This is a genomic window from Actinomyces ruminis (genome assembly GCF_002154335.2).
Lineage (GTDB): Bacteria > Actinomycetota > Actinomycetes > Actinomycetales > Actinomycetaceae > Actinomyces > Actinomyces ruminis.
This window is the reverse complement of record NZ_MTPX02000004.1, coordinates 1-18,560: the sequence shown is the minus strand read 5'-3', so window position 1 is coordinate 18,560 and position 18,560 is coordinate 1. Positions and strand designations below refer to the sequence as shown.

Here is an 18,560-nt window from a genome sequence, read left to right as displayed (position 1 = left end):
CGGCCAGGGTGGCTGCGTCCGCGGCCTGGCCGACCTCGCCTTCGCCTGGCGCACCGTGCGCGCGGTGCGTTCCAACGCCATCCTGCTGGCCCATGACGCGCCACCGTCGGGGTTGGCATGGGGCAGGTCAACCGAGTGGACTCCTGCAAGCTGGCCGTGGAGCGCGCCAACACCCTGGGCGCCCGCGCCACCGGGGACGCCGCCGTCGATGCCGCAGGCACGGAGGGCGCCGCGGCTTCCGCCCCCGAGCGCGCCCGCGGCTCGGTGGCCGCCTCGGACGCCTTCTTCCCCTTCGCCGACGGTCTGCAGGTACTCATCGACGCCGGTGTGCGCGCCGTCGTCCAGCCGGGAGGCTCCATCCGCGACGAGGAGGTAATCGCCGCCGCCAAGGCCGCCGGCATCACCATGTACCTGACGGGCACCCGTCACTTCGCTCACTGACCACGCCCCACGCCCGGCCGCCTGCGCCGCGGGCGGCCGGGGGAGGGGCTAAGGTAGCGGCCGTGACCGACCAGAACGGAGCGGTTGACGACGTGCCGTCGACCGGTGAACCCGCCGATGCTCCCGCTGTCGGCTCGCGTGGGGGGCCCGCCTTGGACGACTGTCCCCAGCGGCAGCAGCCCTATCGCACCCTGGCGGTGGTCGCCGTCGCCGCCTGGCTGGCGGCCGTACCCGCACTGTCCCTGCTGGGGCACCGGCGCCTGGCCATCATCTGGCTCGGAGCAGAAGTGCTGGTCCTGGCCATCATCCGGCTCCAGCGCCCCGACGGCACCTGGATCGCCGCGCGCAGCCGCGCCTTCGACGTCGTCTTCGGACTGCTGCTCGCCGTCGGCCTGTTCGCCCTGTCGTATTACGCGAACCTGCCGCGCGTGCGCTGAATCCGTAGGGATTGTGAGCCCGGCCTCCCCATGCGGGGCGCCAGAGGACCACTGGGCGGTCCCAGCGGGCGCAGGCGCGGGCGAGTGTGGCATTCTGCCGCCGACCGGCGGTACCCGACCGCCCCTTTCCAGCCGAAAGGCAGCACATGAGCAACCCCTCCCCGCATCCCGAAGCTCCCACCGGGCAGGCATCCCCGGGGCCTGTTCGCCGCTTCCTCGCCCGCGGCGGCATCCTGGTGTGGGTGCTCGCAGCCATCATCCTGGCGCTGGTGCTCGGCTCCATCCAGATCGGCGGCAGCCACCTGGTGCCCATGCCGATCGGCCGGATCTTCGCCACCTTCTCCGACCTGTTCAGCCAGTTCCTGTCCTTCTCGATCCCGCTGATCATCATCGGCCTGGTCACCCCCGCCATCGCAGACCTCGGGCGCGGCGCGGGCCGCTGGCTCGCCATCACCGCCGCCATCGCCTACAGCTCCACCCTGTTCGCCGGCTTCGTCACCTACCTGGCCTGTGCCGCCACCCTCCCACGCCTGCTGGGCGGTACCACGCTCACCAACGTCGAGGAACCCGGCAGCGCCCTGGAGACCTACTTCAGCGTGGAGATGCCCGCCGCCGTCGGCGTCATGACGGCGCTGCTGCTCAGCTTCGTGGTCGGCATCGGACTGTCCATGGTGCCGCGCGGGGTGCTGCGCAAGGGTTTCATCGAGTTCCGCGCCATCATCACCGCCCTGATCGAGCGGATCATCATCCCACTGCTGCCCCTACACATCTTCGGCATCTTCCTGAACCTCACCTACACCGGCGAGGCCTGGGCGATCATGCGCACCCCATTGCGCGTGGTGGTGGTTGTACTGCTGCTGGAGGTGCTGATCCTCGGTGTCCAGTACCTGGTGGCCGGAGCGGTCGGGCACAGGAATCCGTTCAAGGCGCTGATCACCATGCTGCCCGCGTACCTGACCGCCTTGGGAACCTCCTCGTCCGCGGCCACCATTCCGGTGACGCTGCGGCAGGCCCGCAAGAACGGCGTGGCCGACGCCGTCGCCTCCTTCACCGTGCCGTTGTGCGCCACGATTCACCTGGCCGGCTCGACCTCGAAGATCTTCGCCTTCGCCTACGCCATCGCCCTCACCCAGGGGGTGTCTGTCTCGGCCGCACAGTGGGTCGGCTTCATCTTCATGCTCGGCATCACCATGGTGGCGGCTCCGGGCGTGCCCGGCGGCGCCATCATGGCCGCGACCGGTCTGCTGTCCAGCATGCTCGGCTTCAACGACGCTCAGGTGGCGCTCATGATCGCCACGTACATCGCGCTGGACGCCTTCGGCACCGCCACCAACGTCACCGGCGACGGCGCCATCGCGATCGTCGTGGATCGGCTCGCTCACGGCCGTATCGGCCCCGAGGGCGATCCGGAGAACACCCGTGAACTCGCCTTCGATGGCATGAAGTACCTGGACCGGGTCAGCGTCGACGGCGTGGTCAGCGCCGAGGAGCTCGAGGCTTCCGCCGCCGCGGCCGGCCCCAACGCCGTCAGCCACTGACACGCGGAGCCTTCCTCGCAGGGTGGGCTATGTAGTGTGCCTAGGCAGGAAGGTGCCGTATATCTCCGGTACGACGAACCGCGTTGCCGGGGCGTTGTCCATCGAGGGCCCGCATGGGCCCTCGAGCTTTTTGCGGGACCCATTCCGCTCCGGTGTCTAGTGGTCCGGGCGCTCCCGGTTCGCGTTGTCGGTGTGAATGCGGGTTATCGGCGCAAACCTGTTGCTGTAGACCGGCGTTGTGGCCTTCTTGCTGGTTCGTGTGGCCTGGCTGTTGCGTTCCGAGAGGTCTTCTCCGGGGTGGAGTCCCATATAGCAGATGCCAACCAGCCTCTCACGTACGCATTCGCCTCTCACGTACGGGTTTTGGAGGTTTCCCCACGCCTAGGACCTCGCATAGCTCCAAAACGCGTACGTGAGGCGGAAAGTCGTACGCGAGGCGATGCCCGGGTACAAGCCTCTAACCTCTGGTGCTCTAGTGGGCGCACCTGGCCTTTATGTTTCTAGAGGCCTTCTTCGGGGTTGGTGGTGCGCTCTGCCGGGTTGGGGCGGAGTGCGCGTCGTGGTCCGCGGAGCGCGCGTGGCCGCAGACTGTCTCGCATCCGCCCCGATACCCCGAACCGGAAGTGGCTGTGGTGTAGCCCAGATCTCCCCGGATAAGGCGGCCGCTCCGGCCATCGTCCCAATCGTTAGCGCGCGTGACGGCATAGGCTTTGCGCACCGGCCCCAGCGGCCCGACTAACTGTCTCTAAGGAGTCCTTCATGGCCAACGCCCCCGTCAACATCACCGTCACCGGCGCCGCCGGCAACATCGGCTACGCGCTGCTCTTCCGCATCGCCTCCGGTGCCCTGCTCGGCCCCGACCAGCGCGTCAACCTGCGCCTGCTCGAGATCCCGCAGGCTGTCAAGCGCCGAGGGCACCGCCATGGAGCTGTTTGACTCGGCCTTCTCCACGCTCGGCTCGGTCGACATCTTCGACGACCCCAAGCAGGCCTTCGAGGGCGCCAACATCGCCTTCCTGGTCGGCTCCATGCCCCGTAAGGCCGGCATGGAGCGCTCCGACCTGTTGTCCGCCAACGGCGGCATCTTCGGCCCCCAGGGCGAGGCGCTGGCCGCCGGCGCCGCCGACGACATCAAGGTGCTCGTGGTCGGCAACCCCGCCAACACCAACGCGCTCATCGCCGCCTCTCACGCCGGTGACATTCCGGCATCCCGCTTCACCGCCATGACCCGCCTGGACCACAACCGGCCCTGGCCCAGCTCGCCGCCAAGGCCGGCTGCCACGTCTCCGACATCGACAAGGTCACCATCTGGGGCAACCACTCCTCGTCCCAGTACCCCGACCTGACCCACGCCACCATCAAGGGCGAGCCGATCACCGATATCCTGGCGGACCGCGAGTGGGTCGAGAACGACTTCATCCCCACGGTCGCCAAGCGCGGTGCCGCCATCATCGAGGCCCGCGGCGCCTCCTCGGCCGCCTCGGCCGCCTCCGCCGCCATCGACCACGTCCGCGACTGGTGCCTGGGCACCACCTCGGCGTGGACCTCGGCCGCGATCATGTCCGACGGCTCCTACGGCGTGCCCGAGGGAATCATCTCCTCCTTCCCCTGCACCGCCGAGAACGGCGAGTGGAAGATCGTTCAGGGCCTGGAGATCGACGACTTCTCCCGAGCCAAGATCGACGCCTCTGCCGCCGAGCTGGTCGAGGAGAAGAACGCCGTCGCCGGTATGGGCCTGATCTGACCCACGCCTGTGTCAGCACGGCGGCCCCGGTTCCCCATTTGGGGAGCCGGGGCCGCCGCTTGCTCGGCTGTCTTCACCAGACTGAGAGCTGGCAATCCGATACCGAGCGACGCCGTGTTCTATACTTTTGTGGCTTCACGCACATGGGTCGAGGCCGGCGACGGCGTCGGTTGGCACACGTCTCAACTCGACCATCCGACAAGAAACAGCGCCGTTTCGAGGAGAGCACCATGCGTAACCCCGTTCTATCCCGGCGGCAGGCTCTGGTAGGCCTGTCAACCACAGCCATCCTGACCACGCTCGCCGCATGCGGCACCACCGGAACCGACGAGTCCGGTGGTGGCACATCCTCCAGCGCCGTCGCTGTGGGTGAGGGAGACGCCAGCGAAGTCGACGTCGTCACCTGGTGGTCGGCCGGTTCCGAGAAAGAGGGCTTGGCCGCCCTGGTGAAAGTCTTCGAGCAGCAGTTCCCCGACACCAAGTTCGTGAACAAGGCCGTCTCCGGTGGCGGGGGTTCGCAGGCCAAACAGAAGCTCGCTGCGGACCTGGCGGCAGGCAATCCGCCCGATACCTATCAGGCCCACGCCGGCGCCGAGATCCAGGCCGACATCGAGGCCGGCTACCTGCTGGACATCTCCTCCCTGTATGACGAGTTCGGTCTCAACGACGCCTTCCCCGAAACTCTCGTCGACCGGCTGAAGGACTCCGAGGGCGCCATCTACTCCATCCCCTCCAATGTGCACCGCAACAATGTGGTATGGGCCTCTATCAAGGTCCTGGAGGACGCCGGCCTGGACCCGGACAGCCCGGCCACGGACATCGACGGCTGGATCGCGGACATGGAGAAGGTCAAGGCCGCGGGCTACACGCCCATCACCATGGGCATGGCCTGGACCCAACTCGGCCTGCTGGAGTCCATTCTGATCGCCGACCTCGGCCCCGACGCCTACTCGGGACTGTTCGACGGCACCACCGACTGGATGGGCGATGAGGTTGCGGCTGCCCTCAAGCACTATGAGACGATCATCGGCTTCACCGACAAGTCCCTGTACACCGAGGACTGGGAGCCGGCCATGCAGCCGGTCTTCCAGAATCAGGCCGCCTACAACGTGATGGGAGACTGGGCGGTGGCGGGCTTCGATACTGCCGGCTTGACCGCGGGCACCGACTACACCTACTTCCCGGTGCCCGGCACCGACGGCGTGTTCGACTTCCTGGCCGACGCCTTCGCCCTCACCGACGGCGGCCCGCACCCCGGCGGCGGCAAGAACTGGCTCCAGTGCATCTCCACCAAGGAAGGCCAGATCGCCTTCAACACGGTTAAGGCTCCATCCCCTCCCGGTCCGACCTCACCGACGAGGAGAAGGCCCAGTTCTCCGAGTACCAGCAGTCCGCCATGGAGTCCTTCGCTCAGGACACCATCGTCTCCTCCATCGCCCACGGTGCTGCCCTGCCCGCCAAGGCCTCCGATGCGATGAATGACGCCCTGACCAAGTTCGCCCAGGGCGCCTCCGACGTCGCCACCCTGCAGTCCGAGCTCGCTGCGGCCTACGCTCGGTGGCCTGACCTGCGCCCGCCCGGGGTGGGAGGGCAAACACCTGCCCTCCCACCCCGTTGTGCGCAGCGGCGCATCTACCCAGTCGACGAATCCGAAGGAACATCGTGAGTACCAAGAAGACGTCACGTACCCGGCGCAGGCGGACGAACTGGAAGAAGTGGGGGCCCGGCCTGCTGCTGATCTCGCCATCGCTCATCCTGGTTGGCGTATTCGTCTACGGCATGATCGGCGTCAACATCAATACCTCTCTGCTGGATACTCACACTGCGGCGCAGGTCTCCGGCAGGAAGTCCTCGTACGTCGTCGGCTTGGAGAACTTCATCAACCTGTTCAAGAACCCGAACTTCCAGCACTCCTTCCTCAATCTGATTCTGTTCACCATCGCCTTCCTGGCCGGGACCCTGGTGATTGGCTTCCTGTGGGCGTGGCTGCTGGACAAGCCGATCAAGGGCGAGGGCATCTTCCGGGCCGTATTCCTGTTCCCCATGGCCGTGTCCTTCGTGGCCTCCGGCGTGGTGTGGCGGTGGCTGCTGAACTCCGCCCAGGGCGCGCAGGCCTCAGGACTGAACCGCTTGTTTGAAATGACGGGCCTTAGGTTCTTGGAGAACAGCTGGACGCAGAACACCACCTTCGGTATCTTGGCCATCGCCATCCCCGCGGTCTGGCAGCTGGCCGGCTACGTCATGGCCCTGTTCCTGGCGGGCTTCCGCGGTATCAATGACGACCTGCGCGAGGCCGCCCGGGTAGATGGCGCCAACGAGTGGCAGCTGTACAAATCAATCATCTTCCCGCAGCTGACCCCGATCGCCCTGAGCGCGGTCATCATCATCGGGCACATGTCACTGAAGTCCTTTGACCTGATCATGTCCATCACGGACCAGCGCACCTACTCCACGAAGGTGCCCGCCATTGACATGTTCAACTTCATGACGGATAACGACTACTCCAATGCGGCAGCCGTCGGCACAATCCTGCTGGTCGTGGTCGCCATCGCGGTCATTCCCTACCTGATCCACGATGCGAAGGGCAGGCGCTGATATGGCTGCCGACGTCACCGCCCTGACCGCCAAGCGTCAGGTCACCAGCACCAGCGGCATCGCCTGGGGACGGGTGATCCGTTACATCCTGCTGCTGCTGTCCCTCATCTTCGTTCTGATTCCCGTGTACGTCCTGTTCGTCACCTCCTTCAAGAACGGTGCCGAGGCCTCTCCGGCCACCACCTGGTACCTGCCGGACAGCTGGGACACCACCAATTGGGTCAATGCCTGGAATGAGCTCAAGGGAGGTCTGCTGCGTTCCCTGACCTTGGTGATCCCCTCCTCGTTCATCTCCGCGATGCTCGGCTCCGCCAACGGGTTCGTGTTGTCAAAGTGGCGTTTTCCCGGGGCAAACGTGGTGTTCACACTGATCCTGTTCGGCATGTTCATCCCATATCAGGCGGTCATGATCCCGCTGATGCGCATGGTCACTCGTGTCGGCCTGGGATTCGGCATCCCGACGCTGATCCTCATGCACGTGGTCTACGGCATTCCGATCTGCACCCTGATCTTCCGCAACTACTACGAGTCGATTCCCGACGAGCTGATCGAGGCCGCCGAGGTCGACGGCGCCGGGATGCTGCGCACCTACTTCTCGGTGGTGCTGCCCATCTCCATCCCCAGCTTCGTGGTGGTTATCATCTGGCAGTTCACCAGCGCCTGGAATGACTTCCTGTTCGCCTTGTTCTTCGGCGGCGGGGCACAGTCCGGACCGGTGACACTGGCGCTGAACAACCTGGCGCACGGGTCGATCATGGCCGACTACGGCGCCTCCATGTCCGGAGCCCTGATCGCCTCCGTGCCGACACTGCTGGTGTACATATTCCTGGGCAAGTACTTCGTCGGCGGCCTGATGGCCGGCTCCGTCAAGGGCTGAGCGCAACCGCGGTACTACAGTCGTGCCCATGGCACGCCGAGGACCCCGCAGCTCCAAACGCCCCTACGCGGCCGGGCATCGGCCGCTGGACATGGGGCGCCTGGATTCGCTGCCGCGCACCCAGACGGGGCCCGGGGGAGCGGAGTTCACAGTGCGGCGGGTGCGCGGTGGAGCCAAGACCTACATCTGCCCCGGCTGCAACCAGATGATTGCCGCCGGCACGCCCCACATTGTGGCCTGGTCCAACGAGTCTCTGTTCGGGCCGGAGCGGGGCCTGGAGGAGCGCCGTCACTGGCACACCTCCTGCTGGGAACGCCGCCTGTGGTGAGCGGTCCGGTGGCCGGAGGCAGGTCAGACCAGCGGCTCGGGGGAACGCTCCTCCCAGCCCGGCAGTAGCCGATCCAGGGCGGTGCGCAGCGGCACGATGTCACCGTCGCGGCCGCCCTCACCAATGGTCATGGGTACCGGCTCATCCGTGGGCGTCACCCCGAGCAGCCGGTCACGCACGCCCAGCGGCCGGGTGAGGATGTAAAAGCGGCCCGCGGTGTCGATCGCCACCGACTGGTCTTGGCGCAGGTACCAACCGGTGAGCGGGGTACGGGCCGATCCGCCACCGTAGCCCCGCACTCGCAGCGGCACCGCCTCCAAGCCCTCCGCCTCGGCCACCGCGATAAACAGGGAGACGATTCGCGCGGCCCGCCGGTGCTCCGCCGCCTGCCGAGCCTGCAACATGCGTGCTCGTTCGACTGCCGCGTCACGACGCCGCTGCACCCAGTCCGTGTCCTGCGCGCCGGTCGCGCACTCGCCATCACTCGGCGCATCCGGGACGGCGGCTGCGGGGCGGGTGGGGGAGAAGTCGGGGTTCGCGTGAGCCATGCCCGTAGCCTACGAGCCGGCGGAAGAACTGTGGTATTGCCCGCCGGGTTGCCGCACACTAGGGGTATGAGCACACCCACTCAACCTCCGCGGCGTCCTCCCGAATCGGTTGCACGGCCGGCACCGATGTCGCGCACTGCCCGGCTCGACATCCACCTTGACCCCGCCTCCACGGAGCCCGTCTTCTCCCAGATCTGTGCGGCGGTCAGTGCCGACATCGCCGCAGGTACGCTCCCGGCGGGTACTCGCCTGCCCCCCACGCGCGCGCTCGCCACGCAACTGGACATAGCCGTCAACACGGTGGCGAAGGCCTACCGCGAACTCGAGGTGGAGGGCTACATCGAGGGCCGCGGACGACGCGGAACCTTCGTGCGCGACCAGTCCGGGGTGGCCGGCGAACGCGAAGTGCTGCGCTTCGTCACGACCATGCACTCCCTGGGCATGTCGCTTCAGGACACGCTCGAAATGGTGCGCCGCGCCTGGCCCTGACCCCGAGCCCGGGTCTGCAATCGGTGGCCTACGCCTGGACGGCCTCACTCGACTCGGCGTCGTCAGCGGCTGTTGCCCCATCGTCGGCGGGCACATCCGCTGAGGCCTCCTCGGCCGCGGCGGCGTCACCATTCAGGGCCTCCGCGATCACGTCGGAGAAGACCGGGGCCGGCGGCACCGCGTTGCCGAGCACGCCGCGCATCTCCTCCAGGTAGTTGGCCACGGAGTCACGCTGGCGCTCCAGTTCCTCCACGTCCCGGGCGGCCGCGGACTTTTCGGCGTCGGCATCGGCGCGGGCATCCTCCACCAGCTGCTTGGCCTCTTCACGGGCCTGCCGCAGGATCTCCTCCGCCTGCCGGATTGATTCCTCACGGCGTGCCTGGGCGGACTGATCCGTCTGCGTGCGCACCGCCTCGGCGCGCTCCAGCGCCTCCTGCAGCCGGGCCTCGGCGTCCGCCGCCTGCGTCTGCGCCTGCTCGTGCATCTCAGCGATGCGGGCGCGCGCCGACTCGTGCGCGGCGGCATCCTCCTGGGCGGCTGCATCGTGTGCAGCAGCGACGTCCAGGGCCGCCTGCTGGCGCAACTCGGCCGCCTCGGCGCGGGCGGCCTCGGCTTCGGCCTGGGCGGAACGGCGCAGCTCCTCCGATTCGCGGCGCGCCGTGGTCAGCAGTTCCTCCGCCTTGGCGCGAGCCTTCTCGACGGTGAGCCGGGCCTCCTGCTGCGCGGAGGTCAACGCCGACTCGGCCTGCTCGGCGGAGGACTGGCGCAGCTCCTCCGCCTCCTGAGCGGCTGCCTTGCGCACTCCGGCGGCCTCACGCTCGGAGGAGACCGCCAGCTCTGCCGCGGCCTTGTTCGCCTCCGCGCGCACGACCTGCGCCTCCCGCTCCGCCGCGGCCCGCAGTTCGGTGGCGGCAGACTCGGCTGCGGCGGCAACCTGGGCGGCCCGGCGCTCGGCGGAGCCGACCAGCTCATCGGCGCGTGCCTGCGCATTGGCCAGCGTGGTCTCCGCTTCGCTTTCGCTGCGTGTGCGCAGTTCGTTCGCCTCGCGGCGCGCGTCCGAAATCAGCGTGGCCGCTTCGGAGGAGGAGCGTTCGGATAGGTTCGCGGCGTTGGCGCGGGTGCGGGCCAGCAGCGCATTGGCCTCCGCATTGGCCTTGGACAGCACCGAGGCACTCTGCTCCTCGGCGCTGCGCAGCAATTGCTCAATGCGTGATCCCAGGCCCGCATATGTCGGTTTATCCGCCTCCCGCAGGCGGCGCTGCGCCTCCGCGAGTTCACCGGCCAGGGTCATCGCCCGCTGATCAAGGCTGGCGACCTCCCTGCGGGCGTCCTGCAGCTGGCGGTTGAGCGCTTCCAGTCGCTGGTCAACCTGCGCACGGTCGTATCCGCGCATGGTGATGGCGAACTCTTCGGTGTCCTCGGCCACGTCGAATCTCCTCCTGGGCCGGGTCGGGACGGCCCACCGTCCCAGCGTAGCCTCTGGGCAATCCGCGCGGAATCGGTACATTCCCAGTGTTTCCACCCGGCCGGCCGGGGTGGGCGAAAACCCGCTTGCCAAAGCGGCAAAACGCCCGCAATTCGGCGCGTCCGCCTCCCACAACCGGCGCTGGCATGGACTTTGCCCTAGGCTTTTGCTTGTGGCGCAGCAACCTGTGATTTTCGCCGAGGCCGGTGCGAATCGGCGGCGGTCATGGGATTCTGGCGTCCGGCCGTCTCCAACCTCGTCCTCGTGGCGTCGGTGCGAGTCGCGCACACCCGCCGGTCACGTCGGCGGGTCCATGTCCCCCAGTTCGAGGAGAACCGCGTCGTGAATCGACGGATGCTGAGCGTGATCATTGCCGTTCTCGGCTGATCGCCATAGTCCTGGCAGTCTGTTCCGCCACCGTGTGGCGTCCGAGCTCAACTGCCCGGGCCAGCCTCGCCCAGAGCCCCGACCAGCACTACGTCGTCACCGAGCAGGGCGTGCTCAGCCTCGTGGAGTCCGACGTCGAGGTAACCGCGACCGCCGCCTCCGCCGACCAGCCGGTGCTGATCGCCGTCGGGCACGCGCAAGACGTCAAGGCCTGGCTCGCCTCTGACCCCTACATCCTGATAACCGGTCTGACCGACTGGGACACGCTGGAATCCACCGCGGTCACTACCTCCTGCCCCGAGGAGGCTGCGCCCACGGCCACCGCCGAGGCCACCGCCGCCGCGACCACGGCCGAAGCCACTCCGACGGCGACGACGGATGCGGACGGGTGCACCGCGCTGGAAAACAGCGACGCCGACCCCACCGACTCCGATCTGTGGATCACCACCGAGACGGGGACCGGCTCGGTCACCCTTGAACTGGACACCGCCGGCTCCGACCTGGCGATCCTGGTGGCCACCGACGGCGCCTCCAACGCCCCGCAGGTGACGCTGGCCTGGCCGCGGCACGTATCAACCCCCTGGCTGATTCCCGGCCTGGTTGTGGGCGGCCTGCTGCTGCTGGTGGGCGTGTTCCTGTTCCTGGTCGACATTCAAATGCGTCGCGCCGACGAGCAGCGGCGCGCCCGCGCCGCCGAACGCGCCGCCCGCATGGCACAGGCCGATTCGGTAGCCACGGTCGGCATTCCGCGGATCGGCGACCCGAACCGTCCACTGACCCGCCGCGAGCAGCGGGACAAGGAACGTGCCGAGGAGGCCGGTGAGGAGTGGGTCGACCCGCGCACCGGGGCCGTCTACGTCGGTGGTGTGCAGGCTCCCACCGTGCCCCAGGCGCCCGCACCCGAGCCCGAGGAGCTGACCACGGACGCCGTGGAGGCCTCCGGGGCCGCCCGCGGCAGCGCCGTTGTCCCGGGCCTGGACTCCGATACCACCGCTGCCCACCGTGCCACCCGTGAGTTGGACGAGACGGAGTCCTTCACCGTCGTCGACGCGGAGGAGCCGGCCTCCCCTGAGAGCAAGGCGCTGCCCGTCGCCGAAGAAGGAGCGGCACCCGACGAGAACACCGACGAGTCCGACGAGGAGCACCAAGCATGATCACCAGCCGCCGAGCCTTCTTCACGGCAGCGACCGCGACCGCGCTCGCTGCCGCCCTGTCCGCCTGCTCCCAGGACGTGCCCACCAGTTCCGCCACCGGCACGCCCACACCGCAGCCGGTGCTCGACTCCGACCGACTCACCGCCATCCTCGAGCGCGTCCAAACCGGCTTGGACGCGGCGGATGCGGACAAGAACGCCGACGCGCTGGCCGGTTACCTCACCGGCCCGGCCGCCCGCGTGCGCAAGGAGGAGTACCAGGTCGCCTCGGCCACCGAGGACGACAGCTTCGTGCATACCTTCACCACCACCAGTCAAGCGGGAACCGTCGCCCTGGCCAACGACTTTCCGCGCACGGTGCTGACCATCACCGACTTCGCCGACGACGAGCAGGGCTATCTGCTGGCCCTCACCCAGGACTCCGCCCGCGACAACTACCAGCTGTGGGCCTGGACCCAGCTGTTCGCCGGCGTGGAGATCCCCTCCACGTATGCGCCCGCCATCGGCACCGAGCAGATCGCCGCCGACGACGCCACCGACCTGGCCGCCAGCCCGCAGGAGGTGCTCGACGCCTACGTGGACGCTCTCAACGATCCCGACGGCGAGAATGGCAAGGCCTTCGCCGATGACGTGCTGCGGCAGCGGATCGCCGCCGAGCGTGCCGTCGACCTGTCCGAGGCGGGCGAGGTCAGCGTGACCGCCAAGGCCGGCTCGGACGGCTTCAGCAGCCTGCGCACCGCGGACGGCGGGGTGATCACCATGACGACGTTGAGCTTCGCCACCGTCTACAAGAAGACGGTCGCAGGCTCCACCCTATCCCTCTCAGGCAGCACCGTAGGTGCCCTGATGGGCGACGATCAGGAGGTGGCGGGCACCGTCACCGCCGATTACGACGTCATGGTCGCCTTCCTCATCCCGCCCGCCGATGCCGAGGACACCACCGCCACCGCCCTGGGCATGGACCTGGTGCTGGCCTCCGTGTCCCGCGATGACTCCCAAGCGCCCGCTGAGGAGGAGACGGCGGACTGACGCCCCGGGCGAACGGGTGCGTTGGGCGACCCGGGGGAGGACTACGCTCCCGTTCGTAACCGAAGCCAGCAAACCCATGCGGCACAGCCCGGGAAAGGCACACCATGAGCATGTTCGGTGCCGTCGACCTGTCGTCCTTCGCACCCAAGCCGGGGGCCGGCCCCACCTCCACCTCGTCCGGTACGGCGGCTTCGGCCGCGGGCGGCACAGGTGGCGCGAGCCAGCTAGTGGTCGACCTGGACGCCGCCAACCTGCGTGAGATCGCCGAGGGCTCCGCCCGCGTGCCGGTCGTGGTGGTGCTGCACACGCCCCGCTCCCAGGCCTCAACCGACCTGGCCGGTTTGCTTGAGCGCCTGGCCGGCGAGTATGCGGGCCGCTTCCAGCTGGCCCGCGTCAACGTGGACACCGCCCCCGAGGTGGCCCAGGCCCTGCAGGCCACGGCCGTGCCCACCGTTATTGCGCTGCTGGCCGGACAGCCGGTACCCATGTTCCAGGGCAGCGTCCCCGAGGAGCAGCTGCGCCCCCTGCTCGACCAGCTGCTGGAGCTCGCTGCCCGCAACGGCGTTGACGGCCGCATTGCCGTCGATGCCTCGGCGCAGTCGGATGCGCCCGTCGAAGCGGAGGAGACCGAGGTCGAGCGGGAGGCCCGCGAGGCCATCGAACGCGGCGACTGGGCCGGCGCCGAGGCGGTCTATGACCACGCGATCGCCAATGCGCCCGCCGACGACGACCTGAAGGCGGCCCGCAATCAGGTCCGTATGCTCGCCCGCATGGACGGCCAGGACCCGGGTGCGTTGCTGGCCGCGGCCGACGCTCCGGGTGCGGATCTGGAGGCCCAACTGGCCGGGGCCGACGCCGCCCTGGCGCTCGGGGACATCAACGCCTGCCTGGGACGCGCCCTGGAGGCCGTGCGCTCCCACTCGGGAGACGAGCGCGAGCAGGCCCGGCTGCGCCTGCTGGAGCTGTTCGAGGTCATCGGCGCCACTGCCCCCGAGGTGGCCCGCGCCCGCCGCCAGCTGGCCACAATCCTGTACTGAGAGGACCGCATCGCGGGATCGGTACGGGTGGCGCCGGAGGGCCTGACGGTCGTGGCTGCCGCCCGGGGCGGTCTGAGTCAGAAGAACGCGTCGATGCCCGCGCGGATCATGGTGTCGCGGTATTCCGTGAGGTCTTCCGGGTGCAGGGCCGTGACCCCGGCCATGCGGTAGGGACGCCCCAGGAGCAGGTACTTGCGCTCACCGAACTGGTGAAAGGGCAGCAGTTGGACGCGCCCGACCCCGAGCGAGTGCAACTGCTCGGCGAAGGCCGCCGCATCGGTAGGTGTGTCGTTGACTGCGGGGATCACGGGAATCCGCACCCGCGTCTCGATACCGCGCTCAAGGGCACGGGACAGGTTGCGCAGCGGCAGGTCGTTGTAACCGCCGGTCCAGCGCTTGTGCGCGTCGCGGTCGTGGTGCTTGACGTCGATGAGCAGGTAGTCGAGGTGGTCCAGCGCCCGGTCGAACACGGGCGGGGCCACATGCCCGGTCGACTCCATGGCCGTGTGCATGCCGCGCCGCTGCAGCTCCTGGAGCAGCGCGGTCGCGAAGGCGTGCTGCAGCATGGGCTCGCCGCCCGACAGGGTGACGCCGCCGCCGGACTCCTCGAAGAACGGGCGGTCGGCCTCACACTCCTTGAGCACCTCGGCCAGCGTGTGCCTTCTGCCGGCCGGGGTCGCCTCGCCGGTGGCGGGATCAAGGAACTGCTCGACGCCGGGATTGATTGATTCGGGGTTGGCGCACCAGGGGCACGCCAGCGGGCAGCCCTTCAGGAACACCACGGTGCGGATGCCCGGTCCGTCGTGCAGCGAGAAACGCTGAATGTTGAACACCACACCGGTGCCGTCCTGGGCCACCCCAGCGGGCGACGCGAGGGGGTGTGCGGTCATATCCGCCGCTCCTTTCGTTCGAAAACATAATATCTTACGAACGAAGGACTTTGGGCCTGTGTTTGAAGTGCGTCTGGCGGCTACCGTTGGGGTCATCGCTTCAAACGAAGCGGCTCGCAGTTGCGTACGGTAGGAAAGGGGGTATGGAACCCATGAGCAGTCGTCAGACCACCCTTCTTGAGGCCGTCGTCGCCGCTGGGCGCATCGCCGTGAGCGAGCTCGCGCAGCTGGCGGAGGTCTCCGCCGTCACCATCCGCAAGGACCTGGACGCCCTGGAGTCGCGCGGCCTGATCCGGCGGGAGCGCGGCTTCGCCGTGCTCGTCTCCGCGGACGACCCGGCCGGCCGCCTCGCCTACCACTACGCCGACAAGGCCCGCATCGCCCGCGCCGCCGCCGGAGACATCCACGACGGCGAGACCGTAATGGTGGAGGCCGGCTCGTGCTGCACGCTACTGGCCGAGCAGATCGCCACCCAGCACTCCGGCACCACGATCATCACCAACTCGGCGTTCATCGCGACCGGCTACGCGCCTTCCCGACCACACGCGTCATCCTCCTGGGTGGCGAGCAGCAGCCCGACTCGCACGTCCTGGTCGGCCCCATGGTCGAGCTGTGCGCCCAGCAGTTCCTGGTCGACCGGCTGTTCATCGGCACCGACGGCTTCACCCCCGACCACGGGTTCACCGCCCGCGACTACCTGCGGGCCACCGCCGTGCGGGCACTGGCCGAGCGTGCGGAAGAGGTCGTCGTCGTCACCGAGTCCGACAAGTTCGGCGGCCACGGCCCCGTACCACTGCTGCCGGCCTCCGCCGTATCCACCGTCTGGACCGACTCGGCCGGGGACCCCGCCCAGCTCACCGCACTGACCGAGTCCGGCGTCCAGGTCGTCACCGTATCGCCGTCGGGCGCCACCACCACCCACTCCGCCGCCGCGATTCACGCGGGGGCGGGCACCCGAGAAGAGGAATAACCATCATGGCAACCGCCGCCCCCTCCACACCCACCGCCCTCGGTGGCCCCCACTTCGGCGGCCTCACCGAACGTATGGCCGCCTGGCGCGAGGAGATCCTGGACACCGAGCCCAGCGTCTGCGTCGAGCGCGCCGTCATCACCACCCAGACCTATCGGGACAACGCCGACCAACCGCTGGACATGATCCGCGCGCTCATGCTCAAGAACGTCCTGGAGCAGATGACCATCTACATCGAGCCCGCCTCCCGCCTGGCCGGCAACCAGGCCAGTGCCAACCGGGCCGCCCCCATCATGCCCGAATACGCCATGGACTGGGTCATCGACGAACTCGACGAATTCGCCAAGCGTCCCGGCGACCGCTTCACCATCTCCGAGCAGGCCAAGCAGACGCTGCGGGAGCTCGCCCCGTTCTGGCGGGGCCGCACCCTCAAGGAGCACGCCCTGGCCCTCATGCCCGCGGACGCCAAGCGCTTCTACGACCTGGGCATCATCCACCCCGAGGGCAACATCACCTCCGGGGACGCCCATATCGCCGTCAACTACCGGCGCCTGCTCGCCGACGGCCTGGCCACCTACCGGCGGCGCGCCCAGGCGGCCCTGGACGCGCTGGACCTGACCGACCCCTCCCAGCTGGAGACGGCCGCCTTTTACCGCAGCCTCATCGTCGTCTTCGACGCCGTCGTCGCCTTCGCCCACCGCTACGCCGACCTCGCCGAGCAGCTCGCCGCCGCCGAGACCGACGCCGACCGCCGCTCCGAACTGCAAGAGCTGGCCCGCGTGCTGCGGGTCGTGCCCGAGCACCCGGCCACCACCTTCCACGAGGCCGTGCAGTCGATCTGGCTGGTGCACGTGGCCCTGCAGATCGAGTCCAACGGGCACTCCCTGTCATACGGGCGCCTGGACCAGTACCTATGGCCCTTCCTGCGCGACGACCTCGAGACCGGCCGGGAGACCGACGCCTCCGCCACCGAGCTACTGACCAACCTGTGGCTGAAGACCTTCGCCGTCAACAAGATCCGCTCCTGGAGCCACACCCGCTTCTCCGCCGGCAGCCCCCTGTACCAGAACGTCACCATCGGCGGGCAGCACGCCGACGGCTCCGACGCCGTCAACCGCCTGTCCTACCTCATCATCACTTCCGTGGCACAGGCCCATCTGCCCCAGCCGAACCTGACGGTGCGCTACCACCACGGCCTGAGCGACCACTTCATGAACGAGGCCATCGAGCTCATGCGCCTGGGCACCGGGATGCCGGCCTTCAACAGCGACGAGATCATCATCCCTCGCTGATTGAACGCGGCGTCGACCCCGACGACGCCCACGACTACTCGGCCATCGGCTGCGTGGAGGTGGCCGTCCCGGGGCGCTGGGGCTACCGCTGCACCGGCATGAGCTTCCTGAACTTCCCCAAGGCGCTCCTGGTGGCTCTCAACGACGGCGTCGACCCCGCCTCCGGCACCAGGCTGGCACCCGCCTGCGGGCACCTGCGGGAGATGACCTCCTTCGACCAGGTGATGGAGGCCTGGGACTCCACCATCAGGGAGTTCCAGCGCAACTGCATCGTGCTTGACGCCTCCTGCGACCTCGCCCTGGAGCACAAGGTCCCCGACCTGCTGTGCTCCGGCTGGTGGACGACTGCATCGGCCGCGGCAAGACCCTCAAGGAGGGCGGCGCTGTCTATGACTTCGTCTCGGGCCTTCAGGTCGGCATCGCCAATCTCGGCGACTCCCTGGCGGCCATCAGGAAGGTCGTCTTCGAGGACGGCGCCGTCACCGGTGCCCAGCTGTGGGATGCCCTTCAGTCGGACTTCGCCGGCGAGGAGGGGGAGCGCATCCGCAAGCTCCTGGTTGCCGCCCCCAAGTACGGCAACGACGACGACTACGTGGACGACCTGCTGGTGCGGGCCTACGCCACCGATATCGACGAGATCTTCAAGTACAAGAACTCCCGCTACGGCCGCGGCCCCATCGGCGGCACCTACTACGCCGGCACCTCCTCCATCTCCGCCAACGTGCCACAGGGCGCCTCCACGGCGGCCACGCCCGATGGGCGCCACGCCGGTGAGCCCCTTGCCGAGGCTGCTCGCCCAGTCACGGTGCCGACGTCAACGGTCCTACTGCCGTGTTCAAGTCCGTGTCCAAGCTGGACACCGGCCGTATCACCGGCGGGGTGCTGCTGAACCAGAAGGTGAACCCGCAGATCCTGGCGAGGCCGGAGGACCGCGCGAAGCTGATCGCCATGCTGCGCGCCTTCTTCAACCGGCTCCACGGCTTCCACGTCCAGTACAACGTGGTCGACCGGGCCATCCTCCTGGACGCCCAGGCGCATCCCGAGCGGCACCGCGACCTGATTGTCCGCGTCGCCGGCTACAGCGCCTTCTTCGTGGTCCTGTCCAAGCAGACCCAGGACGACATCATCGCCCGCACCGAGCAGACCCTCTGACGGTCGGTACTCATCGACGTACCAGGAGACAACCATGCAGTTCCTTATCGACGACGCCCGCATCGACCGGGTCGAGCGTGCCCTGAACACATTCCCCCTCATCGGGGTCACCACCAATCCCTCCATCCTCAAGGCCGGAGGCCTGACGGACTTCAAGCGCGACCTGCGCACCATTCGGGGGCTGGTGGG

13 protein-coding genes and 5 pseudogenes are annotated in these 18,560 nt (G+C 68.4%); 15 read left to right on the top strand and 3 right to left on the bottom strand.

Annotation, left to right across the window (positions count from 1 at the left end):
* The 8 genes and pseudogenes from purH to BW737_RS00320 form a co-directional block, all read left to right on the top strand.
* Positions 1-441: pseudogene (gene purH, locus BW737_RS00355) on the top strand (bifunctional phosphoribosylaminoimidazolecarboxamide formyltransferase/IMP cyclohydrolase); the annotation flags it as partial.
* 152 nt (positions 442-593) lie between these two features.
* A complete protein-coding gene (locus BW737_RS00350) occupies positions 594-878 on the top strand; it encodes a DUF3017 domain-containing protein (protein ID WP_086615892.1) in 285 nt (94 codons plus the stop codon).
* Between the two features lie 146 nt (positions 879-1,024).
* Complete coding sequence (locus tag BW737_RS00345; RefSeq protein WP_086615889.1) at positions 1,025-2,416, top strand: dicarboxylate/amino acid:cation symporter; 1,392 nt, start codon at positions 1,025-1,027, stop codon at positions 2,414-2,416.
* 759 nt (positions 2,417-3,175) lie between these two features.
* A pseudogene (locus BW737_RS00340) lies at positions 3,176-4,159 on the top strand (malate dehydrogenase).
* Positions 4,160-4,389: 230 nt separating this feature from the next.
* Positions 4,390-5,714, top strand: a pseudogene (locus BW737_RS00335) (ABC transporter substrate-binding protein); the annotation flags it as partial.
* Between the two features lie 107 nt (positions 5,715-5,821).
* Positions 5,822-6,754 (top strand): carbohydrate ABC transporter permease, encoded by a 933-nt coding sequence (locus tag BW737_RS00330; RefSeq protein ID WP_257210295.1) that lies wholly within the window; start codon positions 5,822-5,824, stop codon positions 6,752-6,754.
* Between the two features lies 1 nt (position 6,755).
* Positions 6,756-7,631, top strand: a complete 876-nt coding sequence (locus BW737_RS00325; RefSeq protein WP_086615888.1) for a carbohydrate ABC transporter permease — start codon at positions 6,756-6,758, stop codon at positions 7,629-7,631.
* Between the two features lie 28 nt (positions 7,632-7,659).
* A complete protein-coding gene (locus BW737_RS00320; RefSeq protein ID WP_257210294.1) occupies positions 7,660-7,959 on the top strand; it encodes a hypothetical protein in 300 nt (99 codons plus the stop codon).
* 23 nt (positions 7,960-7,982) lie between these two features.
* On the opposite strand, the gene BW737_RS00315 is transcribed toward BW737_RS00320, so the two are convergent.
* Positions 7,983-8,507 carry a DEAD/DEAH box helicase family protein gene (locus BW737_RS00315; RefSeq protein ID WP_257210293.1) on the bottom strand — a complete coding sequence of 175 codons (525 nt, stop codon included), beginning with the start codon at positions 8,505-8,507 and terminating at the stop codon, positions 7,983-7,985.
* A gap of 126 nt (positions 8,508-8,633) precedes the next feature.
* On the opposite strand from BW737_RS00315, the gene BW737_RS00310 reads away from it, so the two are divergent.
* Positions 8,634-8,996 (top strand): GntR family transcriptional regulator, encoded by a 363-nt coding sequence (locus BW737_RS00310; protein WP_086615886.1) that lies wholly within the window; start codon positions 8,634-8,636, stop codon positions 8,994-8,996.
* Positions 8,997-9,024: 28 nt separating this feature from the next.
* Here the strand turns inward: BW737_RS00310 and BW737_RS00305 are convergent, their stop codons facing one another.
* Positions 9,025-10,422: a hypothetical protein gene (locus BW737_RS00305; protein ID WP_257210292.1), complete on the bottom strand. Its 1,398-nt coding sequence runs from the start codon at positions 10,420-10,422 to the stop codon at positions 9,025-9,027.
* Positions 10,423-10,880: 458 nt separating this feature from the next.
* Here BW737_RS00305 and BW737_RS00300 point away from each other — a divergent pair, with 458 nt between their 5' ends.
* From BW737_RS00300 to BW737_RS00290, 3 genes are all read left to right on the top strand, one after another.
* The gene (locus BW737_RS00300) at positions 10,881-12,002 is read left to right on the top strand and encodes a hypothetical protein (RefSeq protein ID WP_086615885.1); all 1,122 of its coding nucleotides are present in this window, start codon (positions 10,881-10,883) and stop codon (positions 12,000-12,002) included.
* Positions 11,999-13,030 (top strand): hypothetical protein, encoded by a 1,032-nt coding sequence (locus BW737_RS00295; RefSeq protein ID WP_086615884.1) that lies wholly within the window; start codon positions 11,999-12,001, stop codon positions 13,028-13,030. Before BW737_RS00300 ends, BW737_RS00295 begins: the two co-directional genes overlap by 4 nt.
* Positions 13,031-13,134: 104 nt before the next feature.
* Positions 13,135-14,067, top strand: a complete 933-nt coding sequence (locus BW737_RS00290; protein ID WP_086615883.1) for a tetratricopeptide repeat protein — start codon at positions 13,135-13,137, stop codon at positions 14,065-14,067.
* Positions 14,068-14,144: 77 nt separating this feature from the next.
* Here the strand turns inward: BW737_RS00290 and BW737_RS00285 are convergent, their stop codons facing one another.
* Positions 14,145-14,957: a radical SAM protein gene (locus BW737_RS00285; protein ID WP_086615882.1), complete on the bottom strand. Its 813-nt coding sequence runs from the start codon at positions 14,955-14,957 to the stop codon at positions 14,145-14,147.
* Positions 14,958-15,100: 143 nt separating this feature from the next.
* Between BW737_RS00285 and BW737_RS19670 the strand changes: the two are divergent.
* From BW737_RS19670 to BW737_RS17165, 3 genes and pseudogenes are all read left to right on the top strand, one after another.
* Positions 15,101-15,927: pseudogene (locus BW737_RS19670) on the top strand (DeoR/GlpR family DNA-binding transcription regulator).
* Positions 15,928-15,932: 5 nt separating this feature from the next.
* A pseudogene (locus BW737_RS19665) lies at positions 15,933-18,108 on the top strand (glycyl radical protein).
* Positions 18,063-18,371, top strand: a complete 309-nt coding sequence (locus tag BW737_RS17165; protein ID WP_257210289.1) for a glycine radical domain-containing protein — start codon at positions 18,063-18,065, stop codon at positions 18,369-18,371. The pseudogene BW737_RS19665 and the gene BW737_RS17165 overlap by 46 nt, the downstream one beginning before the upstream one ends.
* Positions 18,372-18,560 lie beyond the last annotated feature (189 nt).

Coding starts and splice junctions, on each gene's coding strand:
- BW737_RS00325 (WP_086615888.1), top strand. CDS start 6,756: ATGGCTGCCGACGTCACCGCCCTGACCGCCAAGCGTCAGGTCACCAGC.
- BW737_RS00310 (WP_086615886.1), top strand. CDS start 8,634: ATGTCGCGCACTGCCCGGCTCGACATCCACCTTGACCCCGCCTCCACG.
- BW737_RS00285 (WP_086615882.1), bottom strand. CDS start 14,957: ATGACCGCACACCCCCTCGCGTCGCCCGCTGGGGTGGCCCAGGACGGC.
- BW737_RS00345 (WP_086615889.1), top strand. CDS start 1,025: ATGAGCAACCCCTCCCCGCATCCCGAAGCTCCCACCGGGCAGGCATCC.
- BW737_RS00320 (WP_257210294.1), top strand. CDS start 7,660: ATGGCACGCCGAGGACCCCGCAGCTCCAAACGCCCCTACGCGGCCGGG.
- BW737_RS00290 (WP_086615883.1), top strand. CDS start 13,135: ATGAGCATGTTCGGTGCCGTCGACCTGTCGTCCTTCGCACCCAAGCCG.
- BW737_RS00295 (WP_086615884.1), top strand. CDS start 11,999: ATGATCACCAGCCGCCGAGCCTTCTTCACGGCAGCGACCGCGACCGCG.
- BW737_RS00315 (WP_257210293.1), bottom strand. CDS start 8,507: ATGGCTCACGCGAACCCCGACTTCTCCCCCACCCGCCCCGCAGCCGCC.